This window comes from Paenibacillus sp. (assembly GCF_048976745.1).
Classification (GTDB): domain Bacteria; phylum Bacillota; class Bacilli; order Paenibacillales; family Paenibacillaceae; genus Paenibacillus.
The window spans coordinates 132,635-152,385 of sequence record NZ_JBHGUU010000007.1 but is presented as its reverse complement, the minus strand read 5'-3'; the positions used below and the strand labels follow the sequence as shown (position 1 = coordinate 152,385).

The window sequence follows — 19,751 nt, the reverse complement described above, 5'->3', positions numbered from 1 at the left end:
TGAAGCCCCCCTCAAGATGAGATTTCCCAGTATGTAAGACCCCTTGAAGACGACGAGGTAGATAGGCTGGGGGTGGAAGTGCAGCAATGCATGGAGCTGACCAGTACTAATCGGTCGAGGGCTTATCCAATAGCAAGTAATAATTCGCATGTTTCGTTTCGAATCTAGTTTTCAGAGAACAACACTCTGAAATGAAAATCGGTACATCACAGAATGTGTGTATGATTTTCAGTTCCATATCTGATTTTAGAAGCAATGCTTCGACAAATCATGTTTGGTGGCGATGGCGGAGGGGTTCCACACGTACCCATCCCGAACACGACCGTTAAGCCCTCTAGCGCCGATGGTACTTGGACCGCAGGGTCCTGGGAGAGTAGGACGCCGCCAAGCAACAGGAAGACACACTTGATCATATCGAGTGTGTCTTTTTTTATTTGTTTTGATCGTTAATTTATATTATATGTGTAAGTCTAAAACAACCTGGGTTCATTAGAGGTTGCTTTTTGATATCCCAAAAATAATAAGCATTGTTCTATTGTAGAAATTTTCACGTCGACTACGAGGTTCAAGCACCTTTGCATAACTCCATGCTAAAGTTCGCATGATTAAGGGTAATCATTATTTAAACGACTGGAAGGATTAAGATAGGAATACAAACAAATCATATTCATAATATATATCTAAAAAAATTAGTACCAAGTACTAAGACTTAGTGCTATAATAGTGAAAAACCAAATGAGGTGAATGCCGAAATGAATCATCAATCAAAGGCAACGATCACGGCAATGGGGGCGTATGTACCGGATCGAATATTAACAAATGCTGATCTGGAGAAATTGGTCGAGACAAGTGACGAATGGATTGTGCAACGTACAGGCATGAGAGAACGGCGAATTGCAGCTGAAGATCAATTTGTATCTGACCTGGCAACGAAGGCTGTAGAGGATATGATACGTCGTTATGAAGTAAGTGTAGAAGATGTGGATATGATTCTTGTGGCGACCAGCACACCTGAATATGCATTCCCAAGTACTGCATCCAGAGTCCAAGCTAATCTCAAGATTCCACACACAGGTGTACTTGATCTAAATGCGGCATGCGCTGGTTTTTCCTACGGGCTGCAGCTTGCTGACAGTCTGGTGACCAGTGGAATGTACCGCAAAGTACTAGTTATCGGAGCAGAGACGTTATCCAAAATTACGGATTACACAGACCGCACGACTTGTGTCCTGTTTGGGGACGGAGCTGGAGCCTTCCTGGTGGAGAGATCTGCACATGATGCAGGTGACTTTATGGCAGCCATATCCGGTACGCATGGAGAAGGAGGTATGCATCTCTATAAGGCTGGTCTGTCTTCAGAGATGAATGGAGTGCCTTTACAGGGCGGAGGTTGTTTGGTTCAGAATGGACGAGAGGTTTATAAGTGGGCTGTACGGACGATTCCAGAGCAAATGGTTAGGCTTATAGCCAAAGCTGAATTAGGTGCTGAACAGATTGACTGGTTTGTCCCGCATAGTGCCAATATGCGAATGATTGAGGCTGTTTGCGAACGTGGTCCGGTTCCTTTGGAACGTACGTTAACCAGTGTCGAATATCGTGGGAACACATCAGCTGCTTCCATTCCGCTTGCTTTACAGCTTGCAGTGGATGAAGGGAAATTGAAAGAAGGACAGACTGTAGCTCTCTTTGGCTTTGGCGGTGGTCTGACTTACGCAGGTCTGGTCCTGAAATGGGGCGTGCCAGATAAAATTCAGTAATGGATAACATACGAGAGTATACAACACCAAATTAAATAGAGGAAATAAAAAGAGACCACTCACACTTCATATAGTCATGAAGGGGGTGGTCTCTTTAGTAGGTTAACTCGTTTCAAAAAAGTGATAAGATTACATCTGTTTTTTTTGTTAACCGGAATTGCTTAATCCCATAAATATTTTACGGCGTAAGCTTAGGCGCTTGGCGGTGATGTGTACCTTGTTCGTAGCTGTAAGCCAGCTTAATCAAGGTTCCTTCGTCAAAGGCACGACCCAGGAATTCCATACCTACAGGCAAACCATCGGTTGTAAAACCAGCAGGTACAGTAATTGCCGGGAAGCCGGAGAATGGACTCAGACGATTGTTACCACCGGATGTTTGACCCTCGCCGATCACGCCAGCTGCTTGTGTAGATGTAGGATAGATGATGGCATCCAGGTTATTGTCTGCCATTACTTTCAACAGAGACTCACGTGTAACTTGGGTACGTTTGAGAACGATATCCTTGTATTCGGTAGTCTCCAACGTTTGGCGTGCGTCCCGCGTTTTCATCGATTGCTCCTGGGATTTGTCGAACTCTCCGGAAGCGATGATCTCGGACAGACTGTGATATGGAGCATCTGCACCCAATGACTCCAGATAATCATTCAGCTGGAACTTGAATTCATATCCACTAAGGCTTGGGTATTTGTTGATCTCAGCCAAGTTCGGGATAGAAATTGGAACTGCGGTAGCGCCAAGTGACTTCAGTTCTTCTACAGCTGTGTTGATGACGTCAGCAACGGCTTTTTCTTCAGCTTTGGTACTTGGAATGAGTTCTGTGGCCACCCCGATGCGTGCACCTTTCAGTCCGTTTACATCCAAGAAATCAGTGTAGCTGGAAGGAATTTTTCCAACTGCGTAAGCTGTAGCGACATCCTTTTTGTCATAGCCGGCTGTAGCATCCAGCATAATTGCGGCATCACTTACGGTACGAGCCATGGGTCCACCAACATCCTGTGTCAAAGCCAATGGGATAATGCCTTCACGGCTGGACAGTCCGATGGTTGGGCGGATACCCACAAGGCTGTTGAAGCTGGAAGGGATACGGATCGAACCGCCAGTGTCTGTACCCATGCCGGCTGCTGCAAAGTTAGATGCAATGGCAGCACCTGTTCCACCGCTTGAGCCACCTGGATAGTGGTCCAGGGCGTAAGGATTAAGTGTTTGTCCGCCCAATGAGCTGGATGTTGTGATGCCAAATGCGAATTCATGCAGGTTTGTTTTGCCCAAAATAATGGCACCAGCTGCTTTGAGTTTCTTCACTTGTTCGGCATCGTGAGCAGGAATAGAGTCTTTCAGACAGATACAGCCAGCAGTTGTCGGCATGTCATTGGTATCGAAATTGTCCTTCACCAGAATCGGAACGCCATGCAGAGGTCCGCGAGCTCCTTGAGCTGCACGTTCTTCATCCAATTGCTCCGCAATTTGGAGCGCATCCGGGTTCAGGGTTAATACCGCGTTGATGCTTACACCTTGATCATCGTATTTTTCAATACGGTCCAGATATTTCTGCACCAGTTCTTTTGATGTCAGTTTTCCTTGCGTCATTGCGGCCTGAAGATCCATAATGGTTGCTTCCTCCAGGACAAACGGTTTTATGTAGTTATAAATGCGTTCTTTCAGTATGGATAGGTCATTCTCGGTAAGTACAGCGTTTGGAAGGAAAAGGGAGTCAGTATAACCCTTCATTAGTCCTGCGGTATTCAATGCACCAACAGCACCTGCAAAAGTGGCTTCATCCGGAACATCCTTGAATGATTCGGTGGTCGAATCCAGCTTGAGCCATTGTTGCAAGGCAACCGCAGCATCTTTACGTTGTACGGTTGTACCGGAGAGCTTGTCCATGGTAAAAGGGACACCTGCAAGTGTAGCCGCTTCTTCCATGGCCTGAACAAATGCTGACGGTGTAGCAGGTGCTTTTCCTTTGGATACAGCTGCTACTGTTGTTTTACTCGTAGGCGTTGCCGTTGCGGCTGATGCCGAAGGCAACGTTCCTCCCCATGTTGTGGCAACAACAGCTCCTGCCAATAACAGAGCCCCACTTTTTTTCAATACAGATCCATGATAAGTCATGCATCCACGCTCCCTTCCTGTGTCTCATTGATGTGTGTTAGCAGCGATTCTTTTTCTATGCTTTTGAGACATTGTATAGTTATGTCAGGTAATCTTACAATGTTTATATTTATCCAAAAAAACGTATACATCAATACTGTACGGTGTTAATGCTCATTCATGCTTCTGTTTAGATGTACTCAGAAAAACTATTATATATTTTAATGTCAACAAATGTTACATCAAATTGATATGTTGATTAAACATGAGGTTTCAGGATACGAGCAGATTCGGAAATAGAGATGACAGAGCATACCTTTCGTGTGAAATGATATAATGAAAAGATAGGAATAAAAGAGACATAATGTTCTACCAGAGAGGAAGAGATATGAAGTGAAGACATTGGTACTCGCAGAAAAACCATCTGTAGCACGCGAAATAGCCAGAGTCATGGGTGCGCGTGAAAAACATAAAAGTTATCTGGAAGGCCCGAAATATATCGTTACCTGGGCGCTTGGACATCTGGTTGGATTAGCTGAACCGGAGGATTACGACAAGAAGTATGCAACATGGAATCTGGAGGACCTGCCCATTCTGCCAGAGCGTACGAAACTGAAGGTACTTAAAGAGACCAACCATCAATATAAAGCCGTGCAGCAGTTGATGAAGCGTCAGGATGTGGGCGAGCTGGTCATTGCGACGGATGCAGCACGTGAGGGAGAATTGCTGGCCCGTTGGATCATGCAGATGGCGGGGTGGAAAAAACCTTTTAAACGCCTGTGGATTTCATCCCAGACTGATAAGGCGATCAAAGACGGATTTGCTTCACTTAAGCCAGGCAGTCAGTTTGACCGCCTCTATGAATCTGCACGTTGCCGCGCGGAGGCCGACTGGATGATTGGACTTAACGTGACCCGTGCGCTAACCGTTCGTTTCAATGCGCAGTTATCTGCTGGACGGGTCCAAACGCCGACATTAGGCATGATTATGGATAGGGAAAATGAAATTAATGGTTTCCGCTCGCAGGAGTATGAGACGTTAACGGCAGATTTGGGAGGTTTTCAGGCTGTGTGGCGGGCAGCTGGGGGAGATTCACGAATTTTCGACCCTCAGGAAACGCAAGAATTGAAGAAACGGGTAGACGGGCGCAAGGGCACGATTGCCCAGGTGAAGAAAAGCGAGAAAGTAGAGCCGCATCCACTCGCATATGACCTGACGGAGCTGCAAAGGGATGCCAACCGGAAATATGGTTTCTCTGCAAAGCAAACATCAAATGTCCTGCAACGTCTGTATGAACAGCACAAACTCGTAACGTACCCACGTACGGACAGCCGGTACCTGACTTCCGATATGACAGCTACATTGAAAGAACGTCTGGACAGTGTGGCCATTGGACCTTATGCGTCTTTGGCACGTCCTTTGCTGCGTAAAAATCTGAATATCACCAAACGTATTGTGGATGACAGCAAAGTAACCGATCACCATGCAATTATCCCCACGGAGCAAACGGTGCTTCTGAATCAATTGAACCCGGAGGAACGCAAATTGTACGATCTGATCGTACGTCGTTTTATCAGCCTGTTCTATCCAGCAGCGAAGTACGATTCGGTTGCGATCACGGTGCAGGTGGGGGGCGATTCCTTCCATGTCAAAGGTACAACGGTGAAAGAAAGTGGATGGCGTGAAGTATACGGCGGAGATTACAGCGATGATGACGATGACCGTGCTGACGATGCAGCAGACCATGAGCGTACGCTTTTGCCAGATGTGCAGCAAGGACAGTCCGTGACGGTTCAGCGTTGCCATATTAAAAGTGGACGGACGATGCCGCCCAAACGGTATACCGAAGCCGCTTTGCTTTCCCAGATGGAGAGGCATGGACTTGGCACTCCGGCTACACGAGCGGATATCATCGAGAAGCTGGTCAGTTCCGATACAATAGATCGTCAAGGCAACAGTATGCATCCAACTGGCAAAGGGAAACAGTTGATTGAACTGGCTGCCCCACAGCTTCGTACACCGGATCTGACTGCTCGTTGGGAGGCGGAACTTGAAAGGATAGCCCGTGGGCAAGGGAAACCAGGACCGTTCCTGGATGGTATTCGTTCAATGGCCAAAGAGCTGGTGTCTACGGTAAAAGGCAGCAAAGCGGAGTACAAGCCACATAATGTCTCCAATAGCCATTGTCCGGATTGTAATGCACGGTTATTGGAGAAGAAGGGCAAACGTGGCAAGTTTCTTGTATGTCCTACGGAGGACTGTGGATATCGTCGTTCGGCAGAGAAAAGATTGTCCAATCGTCGTTGTGCCCAATGTCACAAAAAGATGGAAATCAAAGAGGGCAAAGCGGGGCTATACGTGCAATGTCTGCCTTGTGGTATTACAGAAACATTGGATAAGGACAAACAGCATGTGAACAAACGTGATCAACAAAAGCTGGTGAAACAGTATGCAAAGCAGGAGTCCATTGGGTCTAACCTTGGAGATTTGCTGAAAGCGGCTATGGAGAAAAAAGGGAAGTAGACAAACTCCAAATTAATTTATTATGACTTTTCTCTACTTGTCCATGCCAGGTCGTATAAGATCCTCCGTTTTCAGGCAACGTAAGCCAAGGAGGTGATACCCATATGCCGCATAACAAACCAGAGAAAATCCATAACCAGCAAAACAAAGACAGTATTCGGGAAGAAAACATTGATGTTCGTCCAGCCAAAGCAGCCAAAAGAGTACCTAGTCTGAACGGTATTCCCAAGCAGGAGTCCTAAAATCATCTAAACTGTCGATCTAACAAACGTGCCTCCCCAAAATACTCGGTTCCCTACCCGGTGCGTTGAACATGTCTCGAATGAGGATTATAATGGAGACAGGGAGATGTCCTGGGACAGGGGGATCGCTAGAATTATATGCAAACCGGACTTATATTGTGGTTTCTATTTATTAATGTAGTTGGTTATCTGGTGATGTCGGATGACAAGAGACGTGCACAACAGCGTCGTGACCGTACACCCGAACGGACGTTATTCTTGCTTGCGTTTATTGGCGGGGCTTTGGGAGTCTGGATCGCGATGTATCGGAAAAGGCATAAGACCAAACATCCCAGCTTCACCATTGGCATTCCTTTGTTGTTGTTCCTGAATGCGGTAATCTATGGTTACTTTATTCAATGAATCCATGGAATCCATGCTTAACCGTTTATCATTGTATGGTTTCATATGTAAATGCATTCGTATAAATGGTTCATTGTGGCTGCGGAACGTTTAAGGAGTTATATGGTTCTGCTGGTATATTACATGTCAGACCGAAGCTTGCTTCGCGTGCTCTACATATAAAGGAAGGGACGGGATTCACATGTTATTTTCCAAAATTTTAGTGGCTTATGACGGTTCCAAAGCTTCAAATAAAGCACTTGATCGTGCGATTGAGCTGGCCAAAGTGTCCCCGAATGCAGTACTGGATGTCATTCATGCTTTTGATTTCCCGCGTGTATTCATCGGTGAGGGACTGGCTCCACTGCCACCTTCCCTTAATAATGATTACTACAATCTGGCGGTGCAGACAACAGATGAAGCGAAAGAACGACTTCAGGCTGCGGGTGTAACGGCCAATGTGGATCTGATTCAAGGAGCGGCTGCGGAAGTGTTGCTTGATTTTGCCAAAGAAAATGATTCGGATATCATTATTATTGGTAGCCGTGGACTCGGTGGGATTCGTGAATTTGTCCTGGGTAGTGTCAGTCACAATGTGGTGCAGCATGCTCAGGTTCCAGTACTGATCGTAAAATAATGGATGAAGTGTGTACGCACTGAAAAGCAGGAAGCCGGTTGTCTTCGAGAGATTGAAGAGGAGCCGGCTTTCTTTTATGGGATGAAATGGATGGCTAACCGAATTTAATGAAGCAATTCCCGAACATTATATTTGTCAATATGTTAAATGTTCGTCTTTAAGTTGACATTAGCTGTAGGGGATTGTTAGAATGTTAGATGTGTCGATCAGGTAAGAATAAGGTCGAGTAGGAACGAAATGTGTAATAAGAGATTACCAAAATGAACGAAGATAGTTTGATAGATATTTGCTCGTATAACGCCGGGAATAGGGCCCGGAAGTATCTACCCGGGAACCGTAAATTTCCGGACTACGAGGAGATACGGCTGAGAGTCGCATGGAACCAGATGCGGACAGCAAGCCCCCTTTTGGCATGCCCAAATGAGGGATACGTATTTCTTGGAGTCCGGTGTCCGAAGAAAATGTGATGTTTTCGCGGGTAGCGGATTTTTTCATTTCACATGTAATAAGAGTTCCTTCATATCAGATGTAATCAAAAAAGCTCAGACGGGAGTTGGATGTATTCATGTCACTGCAAGTCGCTGTAATTATGGGCAGCAAGTCGGATTGGGAAACGATGAAGCATGCGTGCGAGGTGTTGGATGAACTGGAAATCGGATATGAGAAAAAAGTGGTCTCCGCCCATCGTACACCGGATTTGATGTTCGAATACGCAGAGCAAGCCATTGATCGAGGGTTCAAGGTGATCATTGCAGGCGCAGGCGGGGCAGCACATCTACCCGGTATGGTTGCCGCCAAAACGATGCTTCCAGTCATTGGCGTACCGGTTCAATCCAAAGCATTGAATGGTCTCGATTCCTTGTTGTCCATTGTTCAGATGCCTGGTGGTATTCCCGTCGCAACTGTGGCGATTGGCAAGGCAGGGGCAACGAATGCAGGATTGCTGGCAGCTCAAATGATCGGTGCTTTTGACCCGGATGTCCAACGTCGATCTGAGGCACGCCGAGAGCGCATCAAACAAGAAGTACTCGAAAGCAGTGAAGAACTATGATTAGAGAAGGTAAACAGTCCAGTGCGGCAGGAGAACTGAAAAATGTCCTGCTACCCGGGAAAACAACCATCGGCATTCTTGGAGGCGGACAACTCGGACGTATGATGACGCTCGCAGGAACGGCAATGGGGTACCGATTCATTACTCTTGATCCCGCTTCGGATGCGCCTTGTGGTCAAGTGGCTCGTCAGATTGAAGCAGGATATGACGATGCCAAAGCTGCACTTGAACTGGCTCGGCAATGCGATGTCATTACGTATGAATTCGAAAATGTGGATGCAGAAGTCGCTGGGCTGCTTGAGCGTGAGTCTTACGTTCCGCAAGGAAGTGCGTTACTGTACACCACACAACATCGGTTGCGAGAAAAACGTGCGATTGAAGCCGCTGGCGTAAGAGTCGCGCCTTATCGCGAGATCACGAGTGCGGATACGATGCTTGCTGCCGTAAGCGAACTTGGCGTGCCATGTGTGCTGAAGACGGTGACTGGAGGTTACGATGGCAAAGGCCAGCGTGTAATTCGGGAAGCGAATGAGGCTGTGGCTGCGTACGAAGAGCTTGCAGCTACAGGTGCGGAACTGGTGCTGGAACAATTCATCAAGTTTGAATGCGAGATATCGGTCGTTGTAGCGCGCAGTACAAATGGGGAGATCAAGACGTTCCCGCCAGCGGAGAACATTCATGTGAATAACATTTTGCATGCATCCATTGTACCGGCTAGAGTTGCTACAGATATCCAGATTGAAGCGCAAAAGCTGGCAGCAGCGGTAGCCGAATCAATGAAGGCTGTTGGGTTGCTTGCTGTGGAACTGTTTGTCGCGGTGGATGGAAGACTGTACGTCAATGAACTGGCGCCAAGACCACATAATTCCGGTCACTATACGATGGAAGCTTGTGCGACTTCTCAGTTCGAACAACATATTCGTGCGATCTGCGGATTACCACTTGGGGACACTTCGTTATTGAGCCCGGTTGTTATGGTCAATGTGCTTGGAGAACATCTGGAAGGCGTTATCGCCAGAACAGGGCAACCTGATGCAGAAGCGATAGAACTCGGTGTGATTCCCAAGCTTCATATATATGGTAAAACCGAAGCGAAAACAGGTCGTAAGATGGGACATGTGAATCTGCTTTGTCAGGATGTTGAAGAAGGATTGCAATGGATTGAACAAACTAACCTCTGGAGGAATACAAATTCATGATTGAACGTTATAGCAGACCCGAAATGAGAGCCATCTGGACCGAAGAGAACAAATTCCAATCGTGGCTGGAAGTTGAAATTTGTGCATGTGAGGCGTGGGCTGAACTGGGTGTAATCCCTAAGGAAGAAGCAGCATTGCTTCGTCAGAACGCATCTTTTGACATCGACCGCATCTATGAGATTGAAAAGGAAACACGTCATGACGTTATCGCCTTTACACGTACGGTATCTGAAAGTCTGGGTGCAGAGCGGAAATGGGTGCACTACGGACTGACTTCTACAGATGTCGTGGATACGGCTCTGGGATATGTACTGCGTCAAGCGAATGAGATTCTGGAAAAGGATATCGTGAATTTCATTGAAATTCTCCGTGAAAAAGCGCTGACGTATCAGCACACACCAATGATGGGACGTACGCACGGGGTACATGCAGAGCCAACAACATTTGGACTGAAAATGGCGTTGTGGCATGAAGAGATGAAACGGAACCTGGAGCGTTTCCGTCATGCAGCAGACAATGTACAATACGGCAAAATCTCAGGTGCAGTAGGAACGTACGCGAACATCGATCCGTTTGTCGAAGAGTTTGTCTGCGAGAAGTTGGGCACGAAACCTGCGCCAATCTCGACTCAAACATTGCAACGTGACCGTCACGCGGAGTACATGGCTACACTGGCGTTGATCGCAACGTCCCTGGACAAGTTCGCTACAGAAGTACGTGCACTTCAAAAGAGTGAATTCCGTGAAGTGGAAGAAGCTTTTGCCAAAGGTCAAAAAGGATCTTCCGCGATGCCGCACAAGCGTAACCCGATCGGTAGTGAAAACATTTCCGGTCTGTCCCGCGTCATTCGCGGACATATGGTGTCGGCATACGAGAACGTAACGCTCTGGCATGAACGCGACATCTCGCACTCTTCTGTAGAACGTATCATTCTGCCGGATGCAACGATGCTGCTGAACTACATGCTCAACCGTTTTGGTAACATCGTGAAGAACCTGACGGTTTTCCCTGAAAATATGAAACGTAACATGGAGCGCACCTACGGAGTACCATTCTCCGGTCGCATCATGACCAAGCTGATCGACAAAGGCTTCAGCCGCGAGCAAGCGTACGATACCGTTCAACCACGTGCGATGCAAGCATGGGAGGAACAACGTCAGTTCCAGGATATCGTGAAATCCACACCGGAAATCACGGAAGTACTGAACGAAGAGGAAATCGCAGATGCATTCAACCCGTCATGGCATTTGAAGCACGTCGATACCATCTTCAAAAAACTCGGCTTGAACGACTAATATATAACTCCCATAAGGCTAATGCGCCAGAATGATGGAATAGCAGTGAACGAAGAGGACAGAAATAAACTGAAGAAGCGAAGCTAAAAGCTTTCTGAAAGAAAGCTACTTCGGAAGCATACGCTGCGCCTTTATCCCCGGATTTTCACTTTGAAAAAGTGGAATCAAAAAATCTGGGGATAACAGCGATCGGAAGATTGTTCTGTCGTCGGAGTGGAGTCCGCACCATCAGGATTCTGAACTTAGCCTTACATCTCCTGAAAGTAGGTGAGCCCATGGCACTGTCCACTGCGGCAGATCTCGTTAAAGCACCTCTGTTGTATAAAGGAAAAGTACGCGAATTGTACGATCTGGGTGAACATTTTCTGATCGTGGTTACCGATCGAATTTCGGCATTTGATTATGTGCTGGACCCGGCAGTTCCCGAGAAAGGAAACGTACTGAATAAACTCAGCAGTTTCTGGTTCGAACTGACAGGTAGCATGATGGAGAATCACGTTGTTCATACCGATGTGAATGAACTGGGTGATCTCATCACAGATCCTGAATTGCTCAAAGAGCGCATCATGGTAACACGCAAAGCAGAACGCATTGACATTGAGTGTGTCGTGCGTGGATACATCACTGGTGGTGGATGGAGACAGTATGAGACAAGCGGTGAAGTGAATGGCATTAAACTGCCTGAAGGACTGCGCAAAAACGCCAAGCTCGAAGTTCCCATTTTCACACCGGCAGCCAAAAACGATGTAGGGCACGACGAGGACATTTCGATGGATCGCATGAAAGAACTGGTTGGAGACGGACTTGCAATGGAGCTTCAGGAAAAAAGCTTGCGCTTGTACGAATTCGCCCGTGATTACTGTGATCAGCGTGGCATCATTCTGGCAGACTGCAAATTCGAGTTCGGCATCGTGGATGGCAAGGTCATCCTGATTGATGAAATCTTCACCCCGGATGCTTCACGCTTCTGGGCCAAAGAGAATTATGAACTCGACATCGAGATCGACAGCATGGATAAAGAACCAGTGCGCACCTATCTCGCCGGAACGGATTGGGACAAGAACAGCAAACCCGATCCACTCCCGCAAGCCGTGGTTGAAGCAACAACCGCCAGATACGTCGATATTTATAACCGTTTAACGAAATAATAACGTTTGAGTGAGCTAACGTTTGAGCGAGAGGCTATGGGAAAGTTTGGCTTTCGATCGCTGTTGCTCCCGGAATGTTTTGATCGTATCCTTTTTTCAAAAGGAAACATTCCGGTTGCAAAGGCGAACGCTTCGCTTCTCCAGCTCAAATCTTTCCCTCCGCCAGTGTTCAAACTGGTGGGTGAGGCAATTAAGACCAAAGACTTCTATTAAACAGGAAGTCTATAAATAGTAAAACATTAGATTTACTTATGTAACTTAAAGACCATTAACTGTTTTCACATAATGGTCTGTCTATACCATTACACACCGTGCAACGTAAAAAGGTTTAGGCCTTTAAAAAACGTCGCATGGACTAGCGGAGGGGCGGAATTGTTCTTAAAGGAGCGAAGCGTTCGCCTTTGTCCCCGGGTTTTGACCGCACAGCGGGCCAAAACAATCAAAAAACCTGGGGACAACAAGCGACCGGAAGAACAATCCGCCCCAGAGCAAGCTCCAAAAGTCACTTTTTTAACAGCATAAAGCATTTATCCCGTTCATTACTGAGGAGGAACATAAGGATCATGATCAAAGCAACCGTATATGTCACTATTAAGCAAAGCGTACTCGACCCGCAAGGCGTAGCTGTTCAAGGAGCCCTGCATTCCATGGGATTCAACGAAGTGGAAAGTGTACGGATCGGTAAAGTCATGGAATTGAACCTGGATACAACAGATCGTGCGGAAGCGGAGAAACGATTGAAAGTCATGTGTGAAAAGCTGCTGGCCAACACCGTTGTTGAAGATTACCGCTACGAATTGGAGGGTTAATCTCATGAAATTTGCAGTTCTTGTGTTCCCCGGCTCCAACTGCGACATCGACTGTTACAAGGCAGTGGAAGATGCGATTGGACAAGAGGTTGATTATGTATGGCACACGGCTACAGATCTATCGGCTTATGATTGTATTTTAGTTCCGGGTGGTTTCTCTTATGGTGACTACCTGCGCTGCGGAGCAATTTCCCGTTTTGCACCGGTGATGAACGAGGTAGCGAAAGCTGCTGAACAAGGTAAATATATTTTGGGTATTTGCAACGGATTCCAGATCCTGACTGAAGCGGGATTGCTTCCAGGTGCATTGATCCGTAACACATCCCTGAAATTCCGTTGTCACGATACCGTATTAAAAGTGGCGAATGCAGATACACCATTTACACGTGACTATGAACCCGGCGAAGAGATTATCATCCCGATTGCTCACGGCGAAGGCAACTATTATTGCGACGAGGAGACGCTCGCCAGTCTGCAAGCGAACAACCAGATCGTATTTACGTATGGCAACAACCCGAATGGTTCCCTGGGTGATATCGCGGGAGTCTGCAACGAGGGTGGAAACGTGGTCGGCATGATGCCGCATCCAGAGCGTGCAGTGGATTCACTGTTTGGTTCGGAAGACGGCAAACGTATGTTTACATCTATTTTGAAAGCATGGAGGGATCGGCATGACGCAGCAGCTATCCGCTAAGGAACCGACAGCAGAACAGGTCGCAGAACATAAACTTTACGCACAGATGGGCGTGTCTGACAGCGAGTATGAGCTGATCTGTGAGTTCATGGGGCGCAAGCCAAACTACACTGAAATCGGTGTGTTTAGTGTAATGTGGTCCGAGCACTGTGCTTATAAAAACTCCAAGCCATTGCTGCGCCGTTTCCCAACCACTGGACCACGTGTCCTGATGGGACCTGGTGAAGGTGCTGGTATCGTGGATATCGGTGATAACCAGGCCGTTGTATTCAAAATTGAAAGCCATAACCACCCTTCCGCGGTAGAACCTTATCAAGGTGCAGCAACAGGTGTGGGCGGCATTATCCGTGATATTTTCTCCATGGGCGCAAGACCGGTAGCACTTCTGAACTCTCTTCGTTTCGGAAAGTTGGAGAGCGATCGTGTTAAATATTTGTTCGAACATGTTGTAGCAGGTATTGCTGGATACGGGAACTGTATCGGTATTCCTACCGTTGCGGGCGAAGTCATGTTTGATGAGAGCTATGAAGGCAATCCGCTTGTTAACGCGATGTGTGTGGGTCTGATTGATCATGACAAGATTCAGCGCGGTGTAGCCAAAGGTGTAGGTAATCCGGTGTATTATGTTGGCCCACCAACAGGTCGTGACGGTATTCACGGTGCAACATTTGCATCCGTTGAGCTGACGGAAGAATCCGAGTCCCAGCGTACAGCCGTTCAGGTCGGTGATCCGTTCATGGAGAAACTGGTGATGGAATCCTGTCTGGAATTGATCGATACGGGCATCGTGCTGGGTATTCAGGATATGGGTGCTGCCGGTCTGACCTGTTCGAGTGCGGAGATGGCAAGTAAAGCGGGTAACGGTCTGGAACTGTATCTGGATCAGGTGCCACAGCGTGAAGAAGGCATGACACCTTACGAGATGATGTTGTCCGAGTCCCAAGAACGGATGTTGTTTGTTGTTGAGCCGAAGGATGAGGCGCAGGCGATGGAAATCTTTGAACGTTGGGGTGTTATCTGTGCCAAGGTCGGTAAAGTAACGGATGACGGTCGTCTGAAATTGATCCACCACGGCGAAGTGGTTGGAGATATGCCAGTAACGGCACTGGTTGACGAATGTCCAGTCTATGACAAACCTTCTTCTGTACCTGCCTACTACGAGCAAAGTGCTTCCATCGACACGCTTCGTTACGACGAAGTGTCGGATCTCGGCGGAGCGCTGAAACAAGTGCTGGCTTCACCAACCGTAGCAAGTAAAAAATGGGTGTATGATCAATACGACTACATGGTGCGCACAAGCACTGCCGTTCGTCCAGGTTCGGATGCAGCGGTTGTAACGATTCGTGGAACGCGTAAAGGTCTTGCGATGACAACGGACTGTAATGGACGTTATGTGTACCTTGATCCTGAAGTTGGCGGACGGATTGCCGTGAGTGAAGCAGCGCGTAACATTGTATGTTCCGGTGCAGAGCCGCTGGCGATTACGGACAACCTGAACTTCGGTAACCCGGAGAAGCCGGATATTTTCTGGCAAATGGAGAAAGCGGTAGATGGTATGGCAGAAGCTTGCCGTGTGCTGGATACGCCGGTTATCGGTGGTAACGTAAGTCTGTACAATGAAAACGCCAAGGGCTCCATCTATCCAACGCCAGTGGTCGGTATGGTAGGTCTCGTTCATGATACAGATCATATCACGACACAGGCTTTCAAATCCGAAGGTGATGTGATCATCCTCCTCGGTGAAACCAAAGCTGAACTCGGCGGCAGCGAGCTGCAATACGCAGTTCATGGTCAGACGGAAGGTCGTCCGCCAGAACTGAATTTGCAAACGGAAAAAGCATTGCTCAGCACGGTGCTGGAAGCTATTCAATCCGGTCTCGTTCGCTCGGCACATGATTTGTCTGAAGGCGGGTTGGCTGTAGCACTCGCAGAATCTTGTATCAGCGGTAACGTAGGCGCACAGGTGAATGTGGAGACTGCACTGCGTGCTGACCACGCCTTGTTCAGTGAGAGCCAATCCCGTATCTTGTTGTCGGCTACGCCAGAGCAAGCGGGTAAACTTGAAGCATTTGTACGTGAGCGCGGTGTACCTGTAGCTGTGATTGGCCGTGTAGAAGGAAGTAACCTGACGATTGAATTGAACGGAACATCAGCCGTGAGCGAACCTGTAGGAGGTTTGGCTCAGGTCTGGGAGGATGCGATTCCATGTCTCATGAACTGACGACAGGACCGTTGTGGACAGGCGACTATTATAATGAAGGGTCCGGCAAGGAAGGACTCGACAAATTGAAGGAAGAATGCGGCGTGTTCGGGGTGTATAGGCATCCTGACGCGGCTTCGCTCTCCTATTATGGACTGCATGCGCTGCAACATCGGGGCGAAGAAAGTGCAGGCATGTGTGTGAGTGATGGCACTCAGTTTAACTATCATCGCGGCATGGGTCTGGTGAAGGAAGTGTTCACCAAAGACCTGATGCAGACATTAACCGGGGATATTTCCATTGGACATGTCCGATATTCAACAAGTGGTGACAGTAAACTGACGAACGCACAGCCACTGGTATTCAAATACCGTGATGGCGATTTGGCAGTAGCAACCAACGGAAACATTGTGAATGCCCCAACGATCCGGCGTGAGCTGGAGCAGAGCGGTTCCATTTTCCAAACAACAAGTGATACCGAGGTTATTGCGCATCTGATTGCACGATCCTCCAAAGGGCTTGTGGAAGCGGCAAAAGAGGCGTTCCAGCGCATTGTGGGTGGTTATGCATTCCTGATCATGACCAACGACAAGCTGCTCGTGGCTTCCGATCCACACGGACTTCGTCCGCTGACGATGGGTAAGCTGGGAGATGCGTATCTGTTTGCATCCGAGACTTGTGCACTGGAAACCATCGGCGCAGAGTTGATTCGTGATATTGAACCAGGTGAACTGCTTGTGCTGGATGCCGATGGTCTGCACGAAGATCGCTTCGATCATCACAAACACCGCAAGGCATTATGCGCGATGGAATATATATATTTTGCTCGTCCAGATAGTGATATGAATGGTGCGAATCAGCATGCTGCTCGTAAACGGATGGGAAGCCGGATGGCGATTGAGTCGTTTGTGGATGCGGACTTGGTTACGGGGGTACCAGATTCCAGTATCTCAGCGGCCATTGGTTATGCGGAGCAAACGGGTATTCCGTATGAGATGGGTATGATCAAGAACAAATACACCGGACGTACGTTTATCCAGCCAAGCCAGGAACTGCGGGAGCAGGGCGTGAAGATGAAGCTGAGCGCCGTGCGACGCGTCGTGGAAGGCAAACGTGTGGTCATGATTGACGACTCCATTGTACGGGGAACCACTTCCCGGCGGATCGTAAACATGCTGCGTGATGCAGGAGCTACCGAGGTGCATGTGCGTATTACATCACCACCATTCAAAAACCCGTGTTTCTATGGCATCGATACTCCGGACAGCCGTGAATTGATTGCCTCACAGTTGTCAGTGGAAGAAATTTGCCGTGAAATCAATGCGGATTCCCTGTCGTTCCTCAGTCCGGATGGACTGATCGCATCGATTCAGGGAGATAATCAGGATGATCCCAAAGGCGGGCTTTGCCTCGCATGTTTTGATAATGATTACCCAACCCGCCTCGACTTTGGTGGCGAAGAAAAATTCGGGTGCAGCTGTTAATCCATGCGGATGAGAAAGAGTTATAACGAAGGAGATATATTTCTGATTCCGATGAAGGATGGCCGATTTGCAGTATGCCAAGTGGTATGCGTGCTTAAAGGCCGTTTCAAAAAGGCATTTTCGTTCGGCGTGATGAGCATTCAGCGTGACGAAACCGTAAGTTTGGAAGATGGCGATTTTCTCTTCTATTCATTTGGGAAGCGTAGAAGCAACATCATATTTACTTCTCCGGCCAATATCCGTAATGGAACGTGGAAGATCGTGGGTAACACACCTTTGACGCCCGAAAAGGAAAAGCTGAGAGTATTTCATTGTGCGGGGCATTTATACTGCGGCGATGAGTACATTCGAAACCTCCAGATTGAGGAGTATAGTCAGTTTAATACGCTCGGCGTAGCCGGATTTGAATTGGTACAAAACCATCTGTTAGAGATGGAGCAAGGATAGGTAGGTTGGACTTAACATTGACACGATAAAATCTGGAGATAACGACAATCGAAAGTTTGTCCAGTCATCGAGGGGTACGTGTTAATACGCTGGTTCAATTTCTATAAGATATGAAGGGTGTGATGGTTGTGTCCGAAGCATATAAAAAGGCCGGCGTCGATATCGCGGCAGGTAATGAAGCGGTTGAACGGATGAAAAAACACGTGAAGCGTACCTTCCGTCCGGAAGTGATGACAGATCTGGGTGGATTCGGTGCCCTGTTCGGTTTGAACAAAGATAAATACGATGAGCCTGTGCTTGTATCCGGTACGGATGGCGTAGGCACCAAGCTGAAAATTGCATTTGCGATGGATCGTCATGACACGATTGGAATCGACGCAGTAGCCATGTGTGTGAACGACATTGTGGTACAGGGTGCAGAACCACTCTTCTTCCTTGACTATCTGGCTTGTGACAAAGTTATTCCTGAGAAGATCGAAGCCATTGTTGCGGGTATCGCTGAAGGTTGTCATCAATCGGGTTGTGCGCTGATCGGTGGCGAGACGGCGGAGATGCCGGGCATGTACAGTGAAGGCGAATACGATATTGCCGGATTCACGGTGGGTATCGTGGACAAAGCAAAGATCATCAACGGCACAACCATCGCCCCTGGCGACACAGTGATTGGGCTTGCGTCCAGCGGTGTGCACAGTAACGGATTCTCGCTGGTACGCAGACTTTTGTTGGAGGATGCGGGACTTGATCTGCATGATGAAGTAGCGGAACTTGGCGGTAAGCTGGGCGATTCCCTGCTGGAACCTACGAAGATCTATGTTAAACCTCTGTTGTCCCTGCTTGAAAAGGTAAAAGTAAAAGGCATGGCACACATTACAGGTGGCGGCTTCATCGAGAACATTCCACGTATGTTGCCAAACAACGTGAATGTGGATATTGACTACGGCTCTTGGCCGATCCTGCCGATCTTCAACCTGTTACAGGACAAGGGATCTGTCTCGAACCGTGACATGTTCACCACATTTAACATGGGTGTTGGGCTTGTACTGGTCGTTAGTGAAGCAGATGCATCGGAAGCTCTGCAACAACTGAAAACATCTGGTGAAGAAGCGTACATCATTGGACGTGTTACTGAAGGAGATGCGCGAGTAACCTTCACGGGAGCGGATGTTTAATGGCGAACTACCGCATAGCTGTATTTGCCTCGGGTGAAGGGACTAACTTTCAGTCATTGGTCGATGCAGTACGGAACGGTGGGCTGAATGCATCCGTAGATCTGCTCGTATGTGATAAACCGTCTGCACGTGTTGTGCAGCGGGCACAGGATGCAGGCGTGGATTGTCATCTGTTTACTCCGAAAGATTATGCTTCCCGTGAAGCCTATGAGGCAGAGATCGTGGAAGTGCTTGAATCCAAAAAAATCGACTTGGTTGTTCTTGCGGGATATATGAGATTGCTGACTTCGGTTGTCGTGGATCGTTATGCAGGGCGGTTGATTAACATTCACCCTTCCTTGCTGCCGGCATTTGCAGGCAAGGATGCGATAGGACAGGCACTGGAGTATGGTGTGAAAGTGACGGGTGTGACCGTACATTTTGTGGATGGAGGCATGGATACCGGACCGATTATTGCCCAGCATCCGGTTCCCATTTTGCCGGAGGATACGCCTGAGTCAATCAGCCGCTCCATCCATGCAGCCGAACAGCAGTTATACCCTGAGGTTGTTTCCTGGTTCGCTCAAGGTCTGGTTCATTTAGATGGACGTCACGTCACGGTTAACAAACCGGTTTGATATAGT

17 protein-coding genes, 2 rRNA genes and 1 riboswitch are annotated in these 19,751 nt (G+C 48.0%); of the genes, 18 read left to right on the top strand and 1 reads right to left on the bottom strand.

Annotated elements, in window-relative coordinates; genetic code table 11:
- The 3 genes from ACE3K2_RS14785 to ACE3K2_RS14775 all read left to right on the top strand — a co-directional run.
- Positions 1–130, top strand: a 23S ribosomal RNA gene (locus tag ACE3K2_RS14785); the annotation flags it as partial.
- Between the two features lie 143 nt (positions 131–273).
- Positions 274–390: ribosomal RNA gene (gene rrf, locus ACE3K2_RS14780) — 5S ribosomal RNA — on the top strand.
- 362 nt (positions 391–752) lie between these two features.
- Entirely contained in the window at positions 753–1,757 is a 1,005-nt protein-coding gene (locus ACE3K2_RS14775; RefSeq protein WP_421891555.1) for a ketoacyl-ACP synthase III, read from the top strand.
- A 178-nt stretch (positions 1,758–1,935) separates the two neighbouring features.
- Here the strand turns inward: ACE3K2_RS14775 and ACE3K2_RS14770 are convergent, their stop codons facing one another.
- Positions 1,936–3,870 carry an amidase family protein gene (locus ACE3K2_RS14770; RefSeq protein ID WP_421891552.1) on the bottom strand — a complete coding sequence of 645 codons (1,935 nt, stop codon included), beginning with the start codon at positions 3,868–3,870 and terminating at the stop codon, positions 1,936–1,938.
- A 372-nt stretch (positions 3,871–4,242) separates the two neighbouring features.
- Between ACE3K2_RS14770 and ACE3K2_RS14765 the strand changes: the two genes are divergently transcribed.
- From ACE3K2_RS14765 to purN, 15 genes are all read left to right on the top strand, one after another.
- Positions 4,243–6,372 carry a DNA topoisomerase III gene (locus ACE3K2_RS14765; protein WP_421891549.1) on the top strand — a complete coding sequence of 710 codons (2,130 nt, stop codon included), beginning with the start codon at positions 4,243–4,245 and terminating at the stop codon, positions 6,370–6,372.
- 104 nt (positions 6,373–6,476) lie between these two features.
- The gene (locus ACE3K2_RS14760; protein ID WP_278296959.1) at positions 6,477–6,614 is read left to right on the top strand and encodes a hypothetical protein; all 138 of its coding nucleotides are present in this window, start codon (positions 6,477–6,479) and stop codon (positions 6,612–6,614) included.
- A gap of 138 nt (positions 6,615–6,752) precedes the next feature.
- On the top strand, positions 6,753–7,016 hold the full coding sequence (locus ACE3K2_RS14755; protein WP_017690702.1) for a DUF1294 domain-containing protein: 264 nt from the start codon (positions 6,753–6,755) through the stop codon (positions 7,014–7,016).
- Positions 7,017–7,197: 181 nt separating this feature from the next.
- Positions 7,198–7,632: a universal stress protein gene (locus ACE3K2_RS14750; RefSeq protein WP_339239478.1), complete on the top strand. Its 435-nt coding sequence runs from the start codon at positions 7,198–7,200 to the stop codon at positions 7,630–7,632.
- Between the two features lie 270 nt (positions 7,633–7,902).
- A riboswitch (purine riboswitch) is annotated at positions 7,903–8,004 on the top strand.
- Between the two features lie 193 nt (positions 8,005–8,197).
- A complete protein-coding gene (purE, locus tag ACE3K2_RS14745; protein WP_017690699.1) occupies positions 8,198–8,683 on the top strand; it encodes a 5-(carboxyamino)imidazole ribonucleotide mutase in 486 nt (161 codons plus the stop codon).
- Entirely contained in the window at positions 8,680–9,882 is a 1,203-nt protein-coding gene (purK, locus tag ACE3K2_RS14740; protein ID WP_421891545.1) for a 5-(carboxyamino)imidazole ribonucleotide synthase, read from the top strand. Before purE ends, purK begins: the two co-directional genes overlap by 4 nt.
- Positions 9,879–11,177 (top strand): adenylosuccinate lyase, encoded by a 1,299-nt coding sequence (gene purB / locus ACE3K2_RS14735; RefSeq protein WP_340910496.1) that lies wholly within the window; start codon positions 9,879–9,881, stop codon positions 11,175–11,177. The genes purK and purB overlap by 4 nt, the downstream gene beginning before the upstream one ends.
- Positions 11,178–11,452: 275 nt before the next feature.
- Positions 11,453–12,325 (top strand): phosphoribosylaminoimidazolesuccinocarboxamide synthase, encoded by an 873-nt coding sequence (locus ACE3K2_RS14730; protein WP_421891541.1) that lies wholly within the window; start codon positions 11,453–11,455, stop codon positions 12,323–12,325.
- Positions 12,326–12,888: 563 nt separating this feature from the next.
- Positions 12,889–13,134, top strand: coding sequence for a phosphoribosylformylglycinamidine synthase subunit PurS (gene purS, locus ACE3K2_RS14725; RefSeq protein ID WP_017690695.1), 246 nt, complete (start codon positions 12,889–12,891; stop codon positions 13,132–13,134).
- 4 nt (positions 13,135–13,138) lie between these two features.
- Complete coding sequence (gene purQ, locus ACE3K2_RS14720) at positions 13,139–13,828, top strand: phosphoribosylformylglycinamidine synthase subunit PurQ (protein WP_421891538.1); 690 nt, start codon at positions 13,139–13,141, stop codon at positions 13,826–13,828.
- Entirely contained in the window at positions 13,806–16,049 is a 2,244-nt protein-coding gene (purL, locus tag ACE3K2_RS14715) for a phosphoribosylformylglycinamidine synthase subunit PurL (protein ID WP_307414987.1), read from the top strand. Before purQ ends, purL begins: the two co-directional genes overlap by 23 nt.
- Positions 16,034–17,512, top strand: coding sequence for an amidophosphoribosyltransferase (gene purF, locus ACE3K2_RS14710; RefSeq protein ID WP_421891534.1), 1,479 nt, complete (start codon positions 16,034–16,036; stop codon positions 17,510–17,512). Before purL ends, purF begins: the two co-directional genes overlap by 16 nt.
- Positions 17,513–17,515: 3 nt before the next feature.
- Positions 17,516–17,959 (top strand): immunity 26/phosphotriesterase HocA family protein, encoded by a 444-nt coding sequence (locus ACE3K2_RS14705; RefSeq protein WP_421891532.1) that lies wholly within the window; start codon positions 17,516–17,518, stop codon positions 17,957–17,959.
- A 128-nt stretch (positions 17,960–18,087) separates the two neighbouring features.
- Entirely contained in the window at positions 18,088–19,128 is a 1,041-nt protein-coding gene (purM, locus tag ACE3K2_RS14700) for a phosphoribosylformylglycinamidine cyclo-ligase (protein WP_421891529.1), read from the top strand.
- Positions 19,128–19,745, top strand: coding sequence for a phosphoribosylglycinamide formyltransferase (gene purN / locus ACE3K2_RS14695; protein ID WP_421891526.1), 618 nt, complete (start codon positions 19,128–19,130; stop codon positions 19,743–19,745). The genes purM and purN overlap by 1 nt, the downstream gene beginning before the upstream one ends.
- The last annotated feature ends 6 nt before the right edge of the window (positions 19,746–19,751 follow it).

Excerpts from the sequence above, each read along its gene's own strand:
- ACE3K2_RS14770 (WP_421891552.1), bottom strand. The coding sequence starts at position 3,870 with ATGACTTATCATGGATCTGTATTGAAAAAAAGTGGGGCTCTGTTATTG.
- ACE3K2_RS14755 (WP_017690702.1), top strand. The coding sequence starts at position 6,753 with ATGCAAACCGGACTTATATTGTGGTTTCTATTTATTAATGTAGTTGGT.
- purS (WP_017690695.1), top strand. The coding sequence starts at position 12,889 with ATGATCAAAGCAACCGTATATGTCACTATTAAGCAAAGCGTACTCGAC.
- purF (WP_421891534.1), top strand. The coding sequence starts at position 16,034 with ATGTCTCATGAACTGACGACAGGACCGTTGTGGACAGGCGACTATTAT.
- purB (WP_340910496.1), top strand. The coding sequence starts at position 9,879 with ATGATTGAACGTTATAGCAGACCCGAAATGAGAGCCATCTGGACCGAA.
- purQ (WP_421891538.1), top strand. The coding sequence starts at position 13,139 with ATGAAATTTGCAGTTCTTGTGTTCCCCGGCTCCAACTGCGACATCGAC.
- ACE3K2_RS14730 (WP_421891541.1), top strand. The coding sequence starts at position 11,453 with ATGGCACTGTCCACTGCGGCAGATCTCGTTAAAGCACCTCTGTTGTAT.
- ACE3K2_RS14760 (WP_278296959.1), top strand. The coding sequence starts at position 6,477 with ATGCCGCATAACAAACCAGAGAAAATCCATAACCAGCAAAACAAAGAC.
- ACE3K2_RS14775 (WP_421891555.1), top strand. The coding sequence starts at position 753 with ATGAATCATCAATCAAAGGCAACGATCACGGCAATGGGGGCGTATGTA.
- ACE3K2_RS14705 (WP_421891532.1), top strand. The coding sequence starts at position 17,516 with ATGCGGATGAGAAAGAGTTATAACGAAGGAGATATATTTCTGATTCCG.
- purK (WP_421891545.1), top strand. The coding sequence starts at position 8,680 with ATGATTAGAGAAGGTAAACAGTCCAGTGCGGCAGGAGAACTGAAAAAT.
- purN (WP_421891526.1), top strand. The coding sequence starts at position 19,128 with ATGGCGAACTACCGCATAGCTGTATTTGCCTCGGGTGAAGGGACTAAC.
- purL (WP_307414987.1), top strand. The coding sequence starts at position 13,806 with ATGACGCAGCAGCTATCCGCTAAGGAACCGACAGCAGAACAGGTCGCA.
- ACE3K2_RS14750 (WP_339239478.1), top strand. The coding sequence starts at position 7,198 with ATGTTATTTTCCAAAATTTTAGTGGCTTATGACGGTTCCAAAGCTTCA.
- purE (WP_017690699.1), top strand. The coding sequence starts at position 8,198 with ATGTCACTGCAAGTCGCTGTAATTATGGGCAGCAAGTCGGATTGGGAA.